The organism is Symbioplanes lichenis (genome assembly GCF_030709675.1).
GTDB classification, from domain to species: domain Bacteria; phylum Actinomycetota; class Actinomycetes; order Mycobacteriales; family Micromonosporaceae; genus Actinoplanes; species Actinoplanes lichenis.
On the sequence record NZ_JAUZQD010000003.1, the window covers coordinates 280,763 to 296,992 of the forward strand.

Genomic DNA, 16,230 nt, shown 5'->3' on the forward strand with positions numbered 1-16,230 from the left:
CTAATGACGCCGAAGCCGCGGAACAGCCCTCGATCCGACACCGCTGCCGTTCCCGCGCCGTTCGCGCCGATGTCATCCGGGGCTGCGACGCTGCGATCCCAGGACGGCCGGGCGTATCTCCACCGATAGAAAAGCCCAGGCCGGGGTACGTGTCAGAGGGTGACCGACACCGTTGACCTGGCCGCCACGCTCGCGCCCGACTCCCCGCCCGCGCCGCACAGCGCGAGCGGGGAGGAGGTCGTCACGCATGATCTGAGCGCCGTCGCGCCGCCCGCGCGGCCGGCTCGCCGGTGGCTGCCGAAACGGGTCGTCGCCACCCCGGCGGCCTACGACCACCCGCACGGGTTGCGGATCATGTCCCGCGTCGAGGCGCTGGGACTCGAGGTCGAGCGGCTGGGATCCAACCGGCTCAGCGGGATCCGGGGCGCGAGCGAGCGGGAAACGTACGCCCGGGCGAAAAGCACGCTCGCGATCGTGGTCAGCCCGCCGTCGCGGCGCAAGCTGCAGCCGATCGCGCCGAGTGCGGACTGGCGGTTCGACCTGGCGGAGGGCTGCCCGGCGCACTGCCAGTACTGCTATCTGGCGGGCTCGCTCTCCGGGCCGCCGGTGACCCGCGTGTACGCCGACCTCGACGACATTCTCGCCGGGCTCGCCGAGTACGAGGGCCGGGGCACGATCACCAGCCGCCGGGACGCGCGACGCCACGAGGGGACGACCTTCGAGGCGTCCTGCTACACCGACCCGCTGGCGCTGGAGCATCTCACCGGCAGCTGGCAGCGCGCCGTCGAGCACTTCGGCGCCTGGGACGCCCCGGTGCAGCTGCGCTGGACGACGAAGTTCGACGACGTGGGCGGCTTCGTGGGGCTGGAGCACGCCGGGCGTACCCGGGTGCGCCTGAGCGTCAACTGCCTGCCCGTGACCAGCCGGATGGAGGGTGGCACGGCCAAGCTCGAGGACCGGCTCGCGGCCCTGCGCCGGCTGGCCCTCGACGGCTACCCGGTCGGGCTGACCATCGCGCCGATCATGGCGCTGCCGGACTGGCGGATCCACTACGGCGAGCTGCTGGATGCCGTCGTGGCGGCCGTGGACGGGGTTCCGGGGCTGGACCTGACCGCCGAGCTGATCACGCACCGCTTCACCCCGGGCAGCAAGGAGGTGCTGCTCGGCTGGTATCCCCGCACCAAGCTCGACCTGGACGAGACCACCCGCAGCCGCAAGCACGGCAAGTTCGGCGCGGTCAAGTACGTCTACCCGGCCGACACCATGAAGGAGCTGCGCGGCTGGTTCGAGACGCAGCTCGCCGAGCGCCTGCCCGCCTGCCGCGTCCTCTACTGGACATGACGTACGGTCGGCGGCTGTGGCTGTCGACGTCAACGCAACCCTGCCCCGGCCGGTGCGCCTGGGCCCGCTGATCGGGGAAGGCCGGCGGATCCTGGCGGAGGCGTTCGCCCTCGCCGCCGCCCGGCTCAGCGGGGGCGAGCTGCACGACTGGGAGCACGACCGCCTGCGTGGGATCACCGATCCGGACGAAGCGATCCGGCTCACCCGCCTCCCGCCCGGCGCCGGCGACTTCGGCGAGCGATGCGAGCGTTACGTGCGCCAGTTCGCGAACCTCAACGGCTGGCCCCGCGACCGGTCGATGGCCTAGCGCTGTTCCGGACGGGGCGCTGGTATGCCCCGGCGGAAGCGGGGCCGGCCGCAGCCCGGCGATCCCGTCCGGAACAGGCGTCAGAAGTGGTCCTTGGGAATCACGGCGTGCACCCCGACTGTGCGATCGACGACCTGGGAGACCTCGAAGTTCGCGGCGGCGGACAGGTAGGCGTACGCGACCGCGCGGTCCATGCCCCGGTCGCGCTCGAGGAAGTCCAGGGCGTTGACCACCGCGCGGCGCATGGCGATGCCGAGGTCGCTGCCCTGGCCGCCGGTGCTGCCGTCGGGGTCGGAGAGGCCGATCGGCACCCAGGCGTCCGCGGTCTCGGCGAAGGGATACCCGAAGGCCACCGACGGCGCCCCGCGCTTGCCGGGCTTGACGACCGTCAGCCGGTACGTGGCGCGCAGCGAGCCCTCCATCGCGGTCAGCGCCACCTCGCCGTTGCCCATCGCCAGGTGCGGGTCGCCCGCGTAGAACAGGGCGCCTTCGGCGAAGACGGGCAGATAGAACGTGGCTCCCCGGCCGAGCAGGTTGATGTCGATGTTGCCGCCGCCGAGCGTCGGCGGGATCGAGTTCAGGGTGGCGTCCGTGAGGGATCCCGAGGCGGTGAAGGCGACGCCCATCATGCCCATGAAGGGATTCAGCGGGAACGCGACGCCGGGCATGACGCCGGTCAGCCCGCGCCGGGTCGCACGGACGGGCGTGAAGACGGACACGTTGCCGTAGCGGACCGGGTCGCCGCCGGGGCGGCCGTCGGTGGCGACCGGGGGCATGATCTCCGCCTCGGTGATCCCGGCCGGGACCGCGCCGCCGGCCAGGCGCGGCAGCGCGCCCTTGCCGTGCCGGCTGGACACCACGCCGTAGGGCACGCGCGGCAGGACGGACAGAACCTCGATCTTGAGTACGTCCCCCGGGGCGGCCCCGGCCACGTGGATCGGCCCGGTCACCACGTGCGGCCCGTCGACGTCGAAATTCCGGACGGTACGGTCGTAGGAGCGCGCCACGGCGATCGCGTCGGTGAGCACCTCGCCCCGGGCGACGCCGTGCCGGCCGAACCATGCGACGGGATCGCGGCCCTGGTCCTCGAGGATCCCCTCGTGCGAGACCGTGTCCACGGTGACGGTCTCGCCGGACCGCATCCGCAGCACCGGGGCCGCCGTGGTGGACGGCACGTATCCCCAGCGCACCTCGTCGGGATCCGACCGCAGGTAGTGCCGGCCGTGGATCGGCCCCCGGCCCGGCTGCAGGATCTGTCCGATGCCGCCGGCCGCGGCGGGGGACGACGCGGCGCCGGACACGGCCCCGCCCGCCCCGGCTGCCGCGACAGCCCGCAAGAGAGTACGCCGGCCGAGCGCGCTGCGGATCCACGATGCACCGTCCATGCCGCAGTTCTAGGCAGGCGCCGTGTCGGCCCGGTTGCCGTCGCGTGTCGGTGAGGTCAAGGCCACACCCGGTCATGATTGCCGATGCATTCACCGGCTGGCGAGAAAATGAGCCCGCGTACGTATGACGGCTCCGCGGCGCACCCCATGATGGTGCGTTCTTTTCCGACGCGGAGGTGTTTCTTGATCGCGGTGATGATCGGCCTGGCCGGCGTGGCGGTGGCCCTGGCGGCGCTCGGGGCGGCGCTGTGGCAGGGCACGTTGCTGCGGCGTCAGCTGAGCCACGCGGGGCGGGTCAGCAATGCGCAGTTCTATCAGACCATCACGGTGCAGTGGCTCGAGTTCGACAAGTTCCTCATCGACCGGCCGCGCCTGTGGCCCTATTTCCACGCGAACCTGCCGGTGCCCGAGGACGAGGGCGAGCACGCCGAGCTGCTGTGCATGGCGGCGTTCATGGCCAACATGGCCGAGATCGGCGTGAACTCCAAGGCGATGCTCGGCCCGCTGTCCGGCGACTGGGAGAAGTACTTCCGGTTCGTCTATGGGAACTCGCCGTTCTTCCGCTACTTCTGGGGGCGCTACAAGTCGATGTGGTCCGACGAGGTGGACGCGGTGTTCACCACGCCGGTGCCGGGGTTCCCCTTCGAGAAGGTGCCGGAGCCGGCGTTGGCCGCGTGAGATCCATGCTCGTGGATGCGGAAGCGGGCCGGACGTGGTAGGCCAAGAGCATGACGGCGACTTCCGACCTGTTCCGCCGCAAGCCACTCGACGACGTGGCCGACGATCGCGGCACCGACCTCAACCGCTCGCTCGGCCTGTGGCAACTGACGGCCATCGGCGTGGGCGGCATCATCGGCGCGGGCATCTTCGCGCTGGCCGGGGCGGTGGCCCACGAGACGGCCGGGCCCGCGGTGCTCATCTCGTTCCTGCTGGCGGGCATCGCGAGCGCGGCGGCGGCGCTGTCCTACGCCGAGTTCGCGGGCATGATCCCGAAGGCCGGCTCCGCCTACACGTACGGCTATGTCGTGCTCGGCGAGGTGGTCGGCTGGTTCATCGGCTGGGACCTGCTGCTGGAGTACACGGCGATCGTGTCCGTGGTCGCGATCGGCATCTCGGGCTACTTCTCGTTCCTCATGGGCGAGCTCGGCGTCGACCTGCCGGCGTGGATGCTCGGGGCGCCCGGCACCGGCGACGGGCACGTGGTCGACCTGTTCGCGATGCTGTTGTGCCTGCTCATCGCGTACCTGCTCAATCGGGGGATCCGCGCCGCCGCGCGCGCCGAGACGGCCGTGGTCGCGATCAAGATCGCGGTGGTCCTGCTGGTCGTCATCGTCGGCTTCTTCCACGTACGGTCGCAGAACTACCAGCCGTTCTTCCCGTTCGGTGTCAGCGGGGCGATCACCGGTGCCGCCACGGTGTTCTTCGCGGTGTTCGGTTACGACGCGATGAGCACCGCCGCCGAGGAGTCGAAGGACGCCCGGCGCCACCTGCCCAAGGCCATCATCTACTCGCTGATCATCTCCATGGTCCTGTACGTGCTGGCGACGCTGGTGCTGACCGGCATGCAGGACTACCGCGAGATCGACCCGGAGAGCGGCTTCTCGTCCGCGTTCGCCGCGGTGGGGCTGAGCGGGCTCGCCGACGTGATCGCGATCGGGGCGATCATCGGCATCCTCACCGTGATGTTCACCTTCATGCTCGGCGTCACTCGCGTCTGGTACGCCATGAGCCGTGACGGCCTGCTGCCCGCCTGGTTCGCCAAGCTGCACCCGCGCCGCCGCGTCCCGTCCCGCGTCACGTGGATCGCCGGCGTGGCGTCCGCGATCATCGCCGGTTTCCTGCCCATCCGCGAGGCCGCCGAGCTGACCAACATCGGCATCCTGCTGGCCTTCGTCGTGGTCTGCGTCGCCGTGATCGTCCTCCGCTACCGCCGCCCCGAGGCCCCGCGCGCCTTCCGCCTCCCGTGGATGCCCGTCATCCCCATCGTCGGCGTGATCTTCTCGATCTGGCTGATCACCTTCCTGGCCCCGGTCACCTGGCTGCGCTTCGCGGTCTGGTTCCTCCTCGGCCTGGCCGTGTACTGGTTCTACAGCCGCCGCCACTCGAACCTCAACCGCACCGACGCCTAAGACCAGGTCTGCCTGCTCAGCTCGTCCAGCAAGGCGGCCTCCGCCCGGCCCGGCGCCGGGCGGACGCCCGCGACCACCGGCTCCGACAGGTCCGGGTCGAGCCGGCGGATCAGGTGTCCGAAGTCCTCGGGAATCGCGGAAGCCGGCGCGACCGTGACCCCGAGGCCCTCGGCGGCGAGCCGCACCGCGGTCGCGATCTGCGAGGCCCGCCCCACCGTGCGCGGGGCGAGGCCGCGGCCGGCGAGCAGCCGCGCCAGATACTCGTCGAGCTTGCTGGTGCGGCGGTAGCGCACCCACCCCTCCGCGGCGAGGTCGCCGAGGGTGAGCGGCTCGTCGCGGCGCAGCAGCGGGTGGCCCTCCGGCAGCACGGCGACGTAGGACTCCCGGCCCAGCACGTGCAGGTCGAACGTGCACCCCGGCGGGATCTCGTGGACCAGCACCACGTCGAGCGTGCCGAGCCGCGCGAGCCGTTCCATGTCCGTGGGGTCGGGCTCCTCGTGGATGGTCACCTGCAGCCGGGGATGACGACGGCGCAGCCGGCCGAGGGCGCGGGGGAGCTGGCGGGCGCCGAGCCCCAGGTGGACGGCGATGATCAGCTCGCCCGTCAGGTCGCCGTCGGCGGCGCGGGCGGCGGTCAGGGCGCGTCGCGAGGCGGTGGCGGCGATCTCCGCCTCGGCCAGGAAGGCCCGCCCCGCCACGGTCGGCGTCATGCCCTGCGGGGTGCGCGTGAACAGCCGCACCCCGACCTGCTTCTCCAGGGTGCCGATCTGCTGGGACAGGGACGGCTGGGCCACGCCCAGCCGCTCGGCCGCCGCGGTGATGCTGCCCTCCTCGGCCACCGTCAGCGCGTACTCGTACTGCCGCAAGTTCATCGGGAGCCACCTCGGTGCATAGGCGAACGCTATGCCCAGCATAGCGATCGTCGCTTTGCGTCTATGGCTCGCACGTGCGTACCTTCGGCCGGCAGGCACGGTTCACCCGAGCGAAGGAGAGAGCATGCGTCTCGCCGGCAAGGTCGCCCTGATCACCGGGGCGGGAGCGGGCCTCGGCCTGGCCATGGCCGAGAGGTTCGCGGCCGAGGGCGCCCACGTCTACATCACGGGTCGCCGCAAGGAGGTGCTCGACGACGCGGTGGCCGCGATCGAGGGCCGGGTCACGGCGGTCGCCGCGGACGTCACCGCGCCGGCTGATCTTCACGGGCTGACGGAGACCATCCGGGCGGAGAGCGGGCGCCTCGACGTGCTCGTCGCCAATGCGGGCATGATCGAACGGGCGGACTTCGGCGAGGTGACCGAGGACCACTTCGACCGGACGTTCGCGGTCAACGCGCGCGGCACGATGTTCACCGTCCAGACGGCGCTGCCGCTCATGCCGGCCGGCGGCTCGATCATCCTGGTGGGCTCGATCCAGGGCTTCAAGGGACTCCCCGGGTCGACCACCTACAGCGCGGCGAAGGCGGCCGTACGCTCCTACGCGCGCGTGTGGGCGGCCGAGTTCGGGGACCGGGGCCTGCGGGTCAACGTGCTGACCCCGGGTCCGTTCGACACCGCCATCATCGACGGGCAGGCCGAGTACTTCGGGCAGGACCCCGCGGCCCTGCGCGCCCAGATGGCCACGCACGTGCCACTCGGCCGCCTCGGCCGCCCCGCCGAGCTCGCCGCCGCGGCCCTGTTCCTGGCCTCGGACGACAGCAGCTTCATGACCGGGGCCGAGCTGTGCGTCGACGGCGGCATGGCCCAGGTCTGAGAATCGGCGCACCCCGGTCCCGGTGGCCGAGCTGCAACCGTGACGTACGGATGCGAGTCTGGGTTGCGTAGGCTCTCCACCATGACCGAGGAGCGATCCAAATTGGACACGACTGTTCCGCACTCGGCGCGGATCTGGAACTACTGGCTGGGCGGCAAGGACAACTTCGAGGCCGACCGGGCCGCCGGCGACGAGGTCATCGCCCACATCCCGGACATCCCCGTCGGCGCGCGGTCCGAGCGGGCGTTCCTCAAGCGGGTGGTCACCTACCTCGTCGAGGAGGCCGGCATCCGGCAGTTCCTCGACGTCGGCACCGGGCTGCCCTCGGCCGACAACACCCACGAGGTCGCGCAGTCGCTCGACCCGTCCTGCCGGGTGCTCTACGTCGACAACGACCCGCTCGTCATGGCCCACGCCCGGGCGCTGCTGGCCAGCACCCCGGAGGGCGCCTGCGACTACGTCGAGGCCGACCTGCGCGACCCGGAGATGATCCTCGCGGCCGCCCGGCGCACGCTCGACTTCACGCGGCCGATCGGGCTCATGCTGCTCGGCGTCGTCAACCACCTCATGGACGACGAGGTGGCGTACGGCTCGGTCGCGAAGCTGGTCGACGCCATGCCGGCCGGCAGCCACCTGGTCCTCACCCACTCCACCGCGGAGATCCACGGTGAGCCGATGCTGCGGGTGATGCGCGAGACCACCGAGCGCGGCGGCACGCCGATCCGGGCCCGGACCAAGGCGGAGCTCGAGCGCTTCTTCGACGGCCTGGAGCTGCTGGAGCCCGGCGTCGTGACCTGCTCGCGCTGGCGCCCCGACCCGGCGGCCGACGAGCCCGAGGTCTACCTGTTCGCTGGCGTCGCCCGGATCGGCTGACCAGGCCCGGCTGCGGACCGGCTGGGACCGGACGGTGTACTCGGTGCCGGTGCGGTCCTGAGCTCGTCGGGCAGGCGCCACGGCACGCGCGGCGGGCGGGTGGCGGGGATGCGCCGGGTGCGCGGGCCGTGCGGGTCCGCCGCCCGGTACCACTCGCGGCAGAACAGAGAGATGAGCACCAGGTCGACCGCGTCGCCGCCGTAGTACATGAGCGGCGAGTTCAGGTGCTTCGCGAGGATGCCGTGGGCGGCGAGGAAGCCGATGAGAGCGGCGGCCCGGACCACGCGGCCCGGGCGGTGCGGCGCGGGGTCGACGCCGACGATCGCGGCCGTGAAGAGGTAGCCCGACGCGAGGATGTGCCACGGGACGAGGCCGCCGGCCCGGTGCAGGTCGGTGAGGTAGATCAGCCAGAGGCCGCCGGCGTTGAGGACCGCGGCGGTCACCGGGTGCGTGAGGGCGCGTACCGGCCGGCTGCGCAGCAGACGCGACAGCCGGCGGGCGGCGCGCACCGGCAGCGCGCGCAGGGCCAGGGTCACGGGCGCGCCGAGCACCAGCAGCAGGGGAGCGATCATGCCCAGCAGCAGGTGCGCGACCATGTGGGCGTCGGGGTCGTGATGCGCGGCGGCGGCGAGCGGTCCGTGCCCGGCGACCGACGCGGCGATCACCCCGGCCATCCAGCAGGCGGCCCGCTCGGTGGGCCACCAGCTGCCTTTCCGATGTACGGCCAGCATGCCCGCCGCGTACGCGAGGGCGAGCAGGATCATCGGCGCCGGGCCCGCAGCAGCAGCGTGACACCGGCGGCGAGCAGGGCGACGGCGATGACGTTCCAGGCCCAGTCGTACGGGGTGATGTCCACGTCGTAGCGGATCTGGTGCAGCCTCAGGAGCTTGTGCTGCACCGTGCCGTCGTACAGCTGGAAGGCGCCGGCGCCCGCCAGCAGGCCGCCCCACCACGACCGGCGCTCGAAGGCGGCCCGGCGCCGGAGGTCGGCCAGCAAGAACAGCGCGGCGACCGTGGCGACCCAGCTGAACGCGTGGAAGACACCGTCGGACACCAGCCCCGCCGCCGGCGTCGACTTGTCGTAGAAGTGGTGCCAGTGCAGCAGCTGATGGAACACCGTCTCGTCGACGAAGCCGGCGACGCCGAGGCCGAGCAGGGCCCCGGACAGCACGCTGCGGCGCGCATCGGTGGACACGGCGACCGGCATGGGGAGACCTCCTGGGGGCGGGGAAAGCGACGCATTCCCCGCCTGCCCGAGGTCAAACAGCCGGCGCGGGGGCCCGCCGTCTTGGTGACACGGTCGTCACTGCGTGAGGATGCCGCCGTCGACGAACAGGTCGTGGCCGTTCACGCCGCCGTTGCGCAGCAGGAACTCCGTCGCGTCGGCGACCTCGTCCAGGGTGACCAGCCGGCCGATCGGGGTGCGGGCGACCGCATGCCCGAGGTCGGCGCCGGCCCAGCGCGGGCTGTCGCCGACCAGCGCCGGGTGCAGGGCGTTGACGCGGATCGGGGCGGCCTCGACGGCGAGGGTCCTGACCAGCCCGGTGATGCCGCCGTTGAACGTGGTGACCACCGTCGACCCCGGGTAGGGGCGCTCCTTGGCGAGCCCGCCGAACAGCACGACCGCCCCGCCCGGGTTGAACCGGTCGTGCAGGACGCGCACGGTCTCGGCGTACCCGACGAGTTTGGTCGTGACGGCGGTGACCGCGCCGGTGATGTCGAAGTTCTTGAACGTGTTGGGCTGCTGGTGCGAGGCCGTGATGATCAGGTGGTCGACCGGGCCGACGCCGGCGAGCGACGCCGCGACGGTCTCCGGGCGGGCCAGGTCCACGCCGATGCCCGTCACGTCCGGGCCGATCTCCTTGGCGATCGCCTCGGCGCGGGCGGTGTCGCGGCCGGCGATGACGACCGAGTCGCCGCGGCCCGCGTACCTCCCGGCGATGTGGCGGCCGATGCCGGCGGTGCCGCCGATGATGACTGCGCTGGTCATAGTGGTGATTCCTCCCCGGACGAAGCTTACTGACCACGTGGTCATTAAGAGCGTACCTCGGTTACGGTGGGGAGGTGAGTTCCCATCGCCGCGACCCCGAGGGCCATCGCCGGGCCATCCTGGAGGCCGCCCGCGCCAGCTTCGGCGAGCGCGGGTTCACCGGCGCCACCGTCCGCGACATCGCCGCGCGGGCCGGCGTGACCCACGGGCTGGTGCTGCGCCAGTTCGGGTCGAAGGAGCGGCTGTTCCTGGCGGCCGTACCGGGGCATCGCGAGCTGGACCAGGTCGTCGGCGGCGACCGGGCGACGCTGCCCGAGCGCGTCGCCCGCGCCTACGTCGAGCGCATGGAGGCGGGCGCGGCCGCGGACCCGCTGGTCGTGCTCCTGCGCAGCGTGGGCTCCGACCAGCAGGCGGCGGCCACGCTGCTCGCGGCGATGGCGGCCAACAGCATCGAGGCCTACCGCCCGCTGCTGACCGGCGACGACGTCGAGGCGCGCGTGGCCCTGCTGGGCGCGCAGATGATCGGGGTCACGTTCAACCGCTACATCGCCCGTACGGGTCCGCTCGCCACGATGACCGCCGACGAGCTGACCACGCACCTCACCCGCGTGTTGCGGGACATCCTGTTCAGCTCGCGCTGATCGGGGTCCACGTCACGTACTTGCCGGTGCGGTTGTCGCCCGACGACTGCCCGCGGAGCCGCCGGGTCACCCACGGGAGCACGTGCTCGCGGTAGAACCTGGCCTCCTGCAGCAGCCGCCTGTTCTCCTCCGGGCCCGGGTCGACGACGTGCGCCGCCCGCTCGTGGCCCAGCGCGGTCAGCACCAGCCCGGCCACCCGCTGATGCCCCGCGGCGTTGAGGTGCAGCCGATCGGCCGACCAGTACGCCGCCCGCCGGATCTCGGTGTCGTGGAACACGTCGACGAGCTGGAACCCGTACTTGCCGGCCAGCTGAACCGTCGCCTGGGTGAGGATCTCGCCGCGCTTGCGCATCATCGCCCCGAACGGCAGCCGCGCCGACGGGTCCGCCCCGCTGACCACGACCAGCCGCACGCCGGCCTCGGTGATGCGGCGTACGGCCTGCTCGATCAGCCCGATCAACTTGGGCGTGTCGGTGCCCGGCCGCATCATGTCGTTTCCGCCGCCGTTGAGCGTCATGAGCGTCGGCGCGGGCTCCAGCGCGAGCGCCGCCTCCACCTGGTCCCGCACGATCGGCTCGAGCAGGCGCCCCCGCACCGCGAAGTTCGCGTACTCCACCGGCTCGTCCACCGCACCCGCCAGCCCCGCGGCGACGAGATCCGTCCACCCGCGCGGAGTCCCGTCGGGCAGCTCGTCCCCCATCCCCTCGGAGTAGCTGTCGCCCACCGCCGCGTACCTCATGCTCATTCCTCCACCAGCCTCGCCGCCGCGTACTCGTCGACGGCGTCTCCCGCCCGCACACCCCACCAGCGCAACAGCCGATTGACCGCCATGCTGCCGGGCCCGGCGACCTCGTAGTGATCCTCCGCCTCCCCGGCGACGGTCTCCGTGAACACCGGCCCCCACACGACCGAGCCCCCGCGCCACGCCACCGCGGCCTGAAACCCATGCCCGCCGAAGAACTCCCCATGCACGTACGCCACCGTGCCGCGCGCGGAAAGCTCGCGCGCGCGCCGCTCGACCTCGCCGGTCAGCTCGTAGAAACCGAGCCGTGGCGGCTCCGCGGTCCCCAGGGGCAGACTCACCTGGAAGAGGCCGGTCCCGGGGGCGAGCGCCACCGCCCCGGGAACACTCTCCTCCAGCAGCAGCGCATGCAACGAACCAGCCATCGGGGCAGAGTCTATGACCGCGGGGCAGAGTCCATGACCGCACGTGGACCCGTGATCATCGGCACGCCGCCCGCCACCGGCCCGGGCGATCGCCGGAGTTCGTTCGTCCCGGCCCCGGAGCCCATCCGGTAAATTCGGCCTCGGCCCCTGTTTCCGGCGGGTGCCTTGTCACGAGGTGGGTCGATGGACATGGGCGGCGCAGGCGGCGAGATCCCGGCGCCTGACCTCGGTCTGCTCTTCGACAGCAACGCGCCGGACCTGCAAGCGGTCCGGACCTTCGTCGACCGGATGCCCGAACAGCGGGCGTTCGACGCCGCGGTGCTCGGTCATCGATCCCGATGGCAAGCCCAGGGTACGGACGTCCAGGACGTGGTGGCGCCCCGCGACAACGTCCTGGTGTATTACGGCGTCGGGGGTGTCGGCAAGACCTCGCTCGTGCAGGAGCTCGAGGCCCGGCATGGCGCCGCGCCGTCGCCCGGCGCCGGTGAGTGGCCGCCCCTCGACCGGAGCTTTCGCCGGTCGATGACTGTGCGGATCGATCTGGCCAGCGAGATCGGTGTCGACTTGGAGCGTGTGCTCCTCAGCATCCGGCTCGCGGTGGCGGGCCTCGGGCGTCCCATGCAGGCGTTCGACATCGCGTTCAGCCGCTACTGGGAACAGGTTCACCCCAATGAGAGCATCGCCGAGTTCCTGCGCCGGGACAGCCAGTTGTCCCGGGCCGCCGACGCGGTGCGCCTCTCGGATCAGATCACCGAGGGTATGAAGGACGTGGTGCAGGCGCTCGGCGGCGTCAGCACCATGGTGTCGGTCGGCACCAAAGTCGCCAGGATCCTCACCGACGGTGTGCGCGGCGTGGTGGCCCGGCGGCACGCCGTCCAGGGATGCCGGCGGCTGGCGCCGATGCTGTCGGCCAACGCCGACCTCGAAAATCTGAGCTACTACCCCCATTTGCTCGCCTGGGACCTGGCGGAATGCGCACGACGAGCCGACGACTTCCACGTGGCCGTCTTTCTCGACACCTTCGAGGACGTGTCGCACGACGGCCGGCGGCGCCTCGAGCAGTTGATGAATCGTCTGATCTGGTTGCTCCCGAACGTGCTCTTCGTGGTATCCGGCCGCAACCGTGTGGAATGGGCCGACGAGAACGCTGCCGGCCGGTTCTGGCGCGGCGGCCCGGCCGCCTGGCCCGGGCTGGCCGGCGGCCGGAGTCTCGAACCTGGCCAGCATCAGGTCGGGCACCTGTCCGCCCGGGATTCCGGCCGGTTCCTCCGCCGCCGCCTGCGCCGCGACGGCGTGCCCATCATCCCCGGCAAGATCCGGGAGCGGATCGCGCACGACTCCGACGGCTACCCGCTCTATCTCGACCTGGCCGTCACCCGATATCTGCAACTTTCTGCGACTGGTGGGCAGCCGACCACCGATGACTTCTCGGGTGGCTTCCCGGCTCTGGTCACCCGGCTGCTGCGCGATCTCGACCCGGTCGAGCGCCTGCTGGCCCGGGTCACCGCACTGCTCGACTCGTTCGACGTGCCGCTGATAGCAGCGATCGCGGGCCTTCCCTCGGAGGCGGTGGCGACGCGGCTGGCGCTGCGCGCCTTCGTCGAGCAGGACAACGGCGCCCCTTTCCCGTACGCGATGCACCGCCTGCTCCGCAGGGAGATCCGGCGGTCGGACAGCGGGCCTGACGCGTTCACCGAGGCGGACTGGGCCCGGTACGCGCGGCGGGCGTTCGAGGAGTTCGGCGCCCGGTTCCGCGCCCCGGGGGTGGTCGAGGACCGGGCCACCGTGATCAGCTTGCTCAACCAGGCGTTGCGACTGGCGGACGAGTTCGATCTACCGGTGGGGTGGACGAGCGACGCGGCGTATGCGTTCGTCGGCGACGCGCTCTGGGAGGCGGCGCTGCGGCCGCTGGTGCGGCTACCGGTCACCACGTCCGCCGCAGCCCTCGCGCAGGCGTTGCAGGCGATCACCGACCGGCAGCTGGAGGGCCGCCGGCGCACCGCCGAGGTCCTCACCGCACTGCTGGACCTCGGGCTGCTGACCGGCGACGGTGCCGATCTCGCCACATACTATGCCGCCGAGGCCTTGCGCGAGTCGGGCCGCAGTGACGAGTCCGCCGTCCTGCTCGAGTCGCTGGCCGCACGACCGTCCCGGGTCGCCGATCTGGCCGCGAAGGGCATGACGCATCAGCTGCGCCGCCGGGGAAAATTCCGGGCGGCTCTCGATCTTATTCGCTCCCGGCCGCGGTCGCCGATGTGGCTGCAGATGTCCGGCACGCTGTTCTGGTCCCAGGCCATGTTCGCGGAGGCGGTGGCAGCCTATCGCGAATCCCGGGACCAGTGGCGGGCGGCGGGGCGGCCAGGAAACGCCGCGGAGGCGGCCGGCTGTCTCGCCTTTGTCTGCGGGCTGGTCGGCGTGGACGCCACCGAGGTCGAGCAGGGCCGCCTGACACTGCGTGGTTCCCGGCAGACCTGGAGCCGGTTGATGGCCGACCTGGGCGGTGTGTTGCTCCGGGCGGACGGCGGGGACGTGACTTACGACCGCTTCGCGGTGCTGGGGGCCGAGGGCGACGCGACCGGTCTCACCTCGATTCAGGCCTACGCCGCGTTCGGCCGATGCTTCAACGCCGCGCTCAGCGGCAACGGTGTACGACTCGAGGCGGAGCGCACCGCGCTGGCGACACTGGTGGCCACGGATTTCTCCTGGCTGCTGGAGGTGGCCGGCTTCTGGGCCGGCGCCGAGCCGGAAGGAGAGCCGGCGGATTGGATCGGGGGCGTCGAAGCCGCTCGCGACCGGTGGTGTCATCTGGTCGAGTTACGGCGGTCCGCCCCTGCTCGCGACAGCTGACTCGATGCCGTCGAGCACGGCCCGCGCAGCGAGTTCATAGGCATCGACGTCGGAGACCGCGGCGACACCGCTCATGCCGGGCGAGGAATTGACCTCCAGGACAGCCCACTCCCCGTTCCATCGCACCAGGTCGACGCCGAGCAGGACACCGCCGAGGTGACGAGCGGCCGCGAGGGCCAGGTCGCGCACGGGCTCGGCCGCGGCGGCGAGCGGGGTGCCTCCGGCCTCGAGATTGTTGACCGGGAGCCCGTCCGGCCGGGTCAGCTGAGGCACCCGGTAGGCCGCGAGCACTTGGTCCCGCCCGCAGACCAGAGCGCGGACCTGATCGGTCACCGCGCCGCCGATCTGGGGCTGGGCCACGTGTACCTCATCGATCGGCGGAACGCTGCGGGCGGAGGCGATCCGCAGACCCCGGCCACGAGCACCCACCACCGGCTTGATCACGGTCGCGACACCGGGGAAGGCCGGCACCGGGTTACCCGGCGACAGCAGGGTGGTCGGCACGATCGGCACACCCGCGGCCGCGAGCGCGACGCTGGTGGACCACTTGTCGGCGCAGATCTCGTGGCACGGCAGCGGATTGATCATCGGCAGCCGCCCGGCCAGCAGCCGCTGTGCCTCGATGAACCGGTAGAGGTCGTTCTCGGAGATGCGCCACAGCAGGCCGTCCAGCTTGAACTCGTCGAGGTCGGGTTCGCCGATCCGGACACGGGGTGGGCCGGGACCGTCGACCGCGGCGGTGACGTCGCGGACGTCGATCGGAACATAGGTCGCCCCGAGCCGCTGGAGAGCGAGACCAAGTGGATAGCCGGCGCGGGACCGGTCCGTGTAGCGGCTGACGACCCCGATGCGCGTCACGGGCTCACCGAGCCGGGAAACTCGCGTTCCACGAAGTCGACCATGATGCGGAAGTAGTCGAAACGGGCGGGGTTGGGGAAGCGCATGTGGTGCCGCCGGTAGCGGTGGAAGGACACGATCACGGCCGCGTACTCCACGGCGGGACGAATCCAATCGTCCTCGAACCGGCGGCCGCTGGAGCGGTAACCCTCGGCGAACAAGCGCAGCCGCGCGGAGTCCAGCCTGCCCTCGGTCACGCACATGTTGAGGACGGACATGCCGCAGTCGAGCATCGGGTCGTCGACGGTGACGGTTTCCCAGTCTATGGCGAACAGCCGGTCGTCATCGGTCACGACGATGTTGGACGGGGTGAAGTCGCCGTGAATGACGGTCCACGCGGCACGGCGCGGGCCGCCGTCGGCGGGGAAGTACGGGTCGAGACGCGCCAGCCGGCCCCGGATCCACCGGGCATGCGTCTGATCCGGGAAGTCCGCCAGCAGGTTCCGTAACTGGGGGGAGAGTCGCCGCAGGCCGACCGGCACCTCGAGGCCGCCGGTCGCCACGCCGTGGATCCGGCCGAGCAGCCCGGCGGCAGTGATCAGCGTCGCGTCCGGAAGCCGTCTCAGCGTCCGGCCCGGCACGAACTCCTTGACGAGTACGCACTTGCCGTCGACCCGGCTCAGCAGGCGGCCGTCGGCCCGCGGGATCACGCGGCCGGTTGGCACGCCGTGCTGCCCCATGTGATCGACCGTGCGGGCCAGGCGCAGCGCGGCTTCGTCGTCCTGATTGTCGAGAATGCTGACGACGATCCGGCCGGCCGGCGTGGTCGCGATGAAACTTGATGTCGCCATCCCGCCTTCGAGGCGTTCGAGGCCCGACATCCGAAACCCGTACTGCTCCTCAAGACGTGTGACGTCTTCGTGCCGCAGATCGGAATAACTGGCCAAACGGAGCCTCCTGAGCGACC

At 71.7% G+C, this 16,230-nt stretch carries 17 protein-coding genes; 8 read left to right on the forward strand and 9 right to left on the reverse strand.

The genetic code is table 11. The annotated features are described in order from the left end of the window. Positions 1–159: 159 nt before the first annotated feature. Together RAN62_RS08450 and RAN62_RS08455 are read left to right on the forward strand one after the other, a co-directional pair. Positions 160–1,341: a spore photoproduct lyase family protein gene (locus tag RAN62_RS08450; RefSeq protein WP_305783949.1), complete on the forward strand. Its 1,182-nt coding sequence runs from the start codon at positions 160–162 to the stop codon at positions 1,339–1,341. A 16-nt stretch (positions 1,342–1,357) separates the two neighbouring features. Beyond that, positions 1,358–1,648 (forward strand): hypothetical protein, encoded by a 291-nt coding sequence (locus RAN62_RS08455; RefSeq protein WP_305783950.1) that lies wholly within the window; start codon positions 1,358–1,360, stop codon positions 1,646–1,648. Between the two features lie 80 nt (positions 1,649–1,728). Here RAN62_RS08455 and RAN62_RS08460 read toward each other — a convergent pair whose 3' ends face one another. Next, entirely contained in the window at positions 1,729–3,033 is a 1,305-nt protein-coding gene (locus tag RAN62_RS08460) for an acetamidase/formamidase family protein (RefSeq protein WP_305783951.1), read from the reverse strand. A gap of 183 nt (positions 3,034–3,216) precedes the next feature. On the opposite strand from RAN62_RS08460, the gene RAN62_RS08465 reads away from it, so the two are divergent. Together RAN62_RS08465 and RAN62_RS08470 are read left to right on the forward strand one after the other, a co-directional pair. Beyond that, positions 3,217–3,711, forward strand: coding sequence for a hypothetical protein (locus RAN62_RS08465; protein ID WP_305783952.1), 495 nt, complete (start codon positions 3,217–3,219; stop codon positions 3,709–3,711). A gap of 50 nt (positions 3,712–3,761) precedes the next feature. Further along, positions 3,762–5,162 carry an amino acid permease gene (locus RAN62_RS08470; protein WP_305783953.1) on the forward strand — a complete coding sequence of 467 codons (1,401 nt, stop codon included), beginning with the start codon at positions 3,762–3,764 and terminating at the stop codon, positions 5,160–5,162. Here RAN62_RS08470 and RAN62_RS08475 read toward each other — a convergent pair. Beyond that, positions 5,159–6,034 (reverse strand): LysR family transcriptional regulator, encoded by an 876-nt coding sequence (locus tag RAN62_RS08475; protein ID WP_305783954.1) that lies wholly within the window; start codon positions 6,032–6,034, stop codon positions 5,159–5,161. The genes RAN62_RS08470 and RAN62_RS08475 overlap by 4 nt on opposite strands. A gap of 124 nt (positions 6,035–6,158) precedes the next feature. Between RAN62_RS08475 and RAN62_RS08480 the strand changes: the two genes are divergently transcribed. Further along, on the forward strand, positions 6,159–6,908 hold the full coding sequence (locus RAN62_RS08480) for an SDR family NAD(P)-dependent oxidoreductase (protein ID WP_305783955.1): 750 nt from the start codon (positions 6,159–6,161) through the stop codon (positions 6,906–6,908). 81 nt (positions 6,909–6,989) lie between these two features. After that, positions 6,990–7,781, forward strand: a complete 792-nt coding sequence (locus RAN62_RS08485; RefSeq protein ID WP_305783956.1) for an SAM-dependent methyltransferase — start codon at positions 6,990–6,992, stop codon at positions 7,779–7,781. On the opposite strand, the gene RAN62_RS08490 is transcribed toward RAN62_RS08485, so the two are convergent. The 3 genes from RAN62_RS08490 to RAN62_RS08500 form a co-directional block, all read right to left on the reverse strand. Continuing rightward, on the reverse strand, positions 7,748–8,545 hold the full coding sequence (locus tag RAN62_RS08490) for a cytochrome c oxidase assembly protein (protein WP_305783957.1): 798 nt from the start codon (positions 8,543–8,545) through the stop codon (positions 7,748–7,750). The genes RAN62_RS08485 and RAN62_RS08490 overlap by 34 nt on opposite strands. Further along, the gene (locus tag RAN62_RS08495; RefSeq protein WP_305783958.1) at positions 8,542–8,988 is read right to left on the reverse strand and encodes a DUF2243 domain-containing protein; all 447 of its coding nucleotides are present in this window, start codon (positions 8,986–8,988) and stop codon (positions 8,542–8,544) included. The genes RAN62_RS08490 and RAN62_RS08495 overlap by 4 nt, the downstream gene beginning before the upstream one ends. 96 nt (positions 8,989–9,084) lie before the next feature. Continuing rightward, on the reverse strand, positions 9,085–9,771 hold the full coding sequence (locus tag RAN62_RS08500; protein WP_305783959.1) for an SDR family oxidoreductase: 687 nt from the start codon (positions 9,769–9,771) through the stop codon (positions 9,085–9,087). A gap of 74 nt (positions 9,772–9,845) precedes the next feature. Here RAN62_RS08500 and RAN62_RS08505 point away from each other — a divergent pair, with 74 nt between their 5' ends. Continuing rightward, entirely contained in the window at positions 9,846–10,412 is a 567-nt protein-coding gene (locus RAN62_RS08505; RefSeq protein ID WP_305783960.1) for a TetR/AcrR family transcriptional regulator, read from the forward strand. On the opposite strand, the gene RAN62_RS08510 is transcribed toward RAN62_RS08505, so the two are convergent. Both RAN62_RS08510 and RAN62_RS08515 read right to left on the reverse strand, forming a co-directional pair. Next, positions 10,399–11,151 (reverse strand): SGNH/GDSL hydrolase family protein, encoded by a 753-nt coding sequence (locus RAN62_RS08510; RefSeq protein WP_305783961.1) that lies wholly within the window; start codon positions 11,149–11,151, stop codon positions 10,399–10,401. The genes RAN62_RS08505 and RAN62_RS08510 overlap by 14 nt on opposite strands. Before the next feature lie 2 nt (positions 11,152–11,153). Further along, positions 11,154–11,579: a hypothetical protein gene (locus RAN62_RS08515; RefSeq protein WP_305783962.1), complete on the reverse strand. Its 426-nt coding sequence runs from the start codon at positions 11,577–11,579 to the stop codon at positions 11,154–11,156. 183 nt (positions 11,580–11,762) lie between these two features. On the opposite strand from RAN62_RS08515, the gene RAN62_RS08520 reads away from it, so the two are divergent. Beyond that, positions 11,763–14,426, forward strand: a complete 2,664-nt coding sequence (locus RAN62_RS08520; RefSeq protein ID WP_305783963.1) for a hypothetical protein — start codon at positions 11,763–11,765, stop codon at positions 14,424–14,426. On the opposite strand, the gene RAN62_RS08525 is transcribed toward RAN62_RS08520, so the two are convergent. Then, on the reverse strand, positions 14,394–15,284 hold the full coding sequence (locus RAN62_RS08525; RefSeq protein WP_305783964.1) for an ATP-grasp domain-containing protein: 891 nt from the start codon (positions 15,282–15,284) through the stop codon (positions 14,394–14,396). The genes RAN62_RS08520 and RAN62_RS08525 overlap by 33 nt on opposite strands. After that, entirely contained in the window at positions 15,281–16,144 is an 864-nt protein-coding gene (locus tag RAN62_RS08530; protein ID WP_305783965.1) for a phosphotransferase, read from the reverse strand. Before RAN62_RS08530 ends, RAN62_RS08525 begins: the two co-directional genes overlap by 4 nt. Positions 16,145–16,230: the final 86 nt, after the last annotated feature.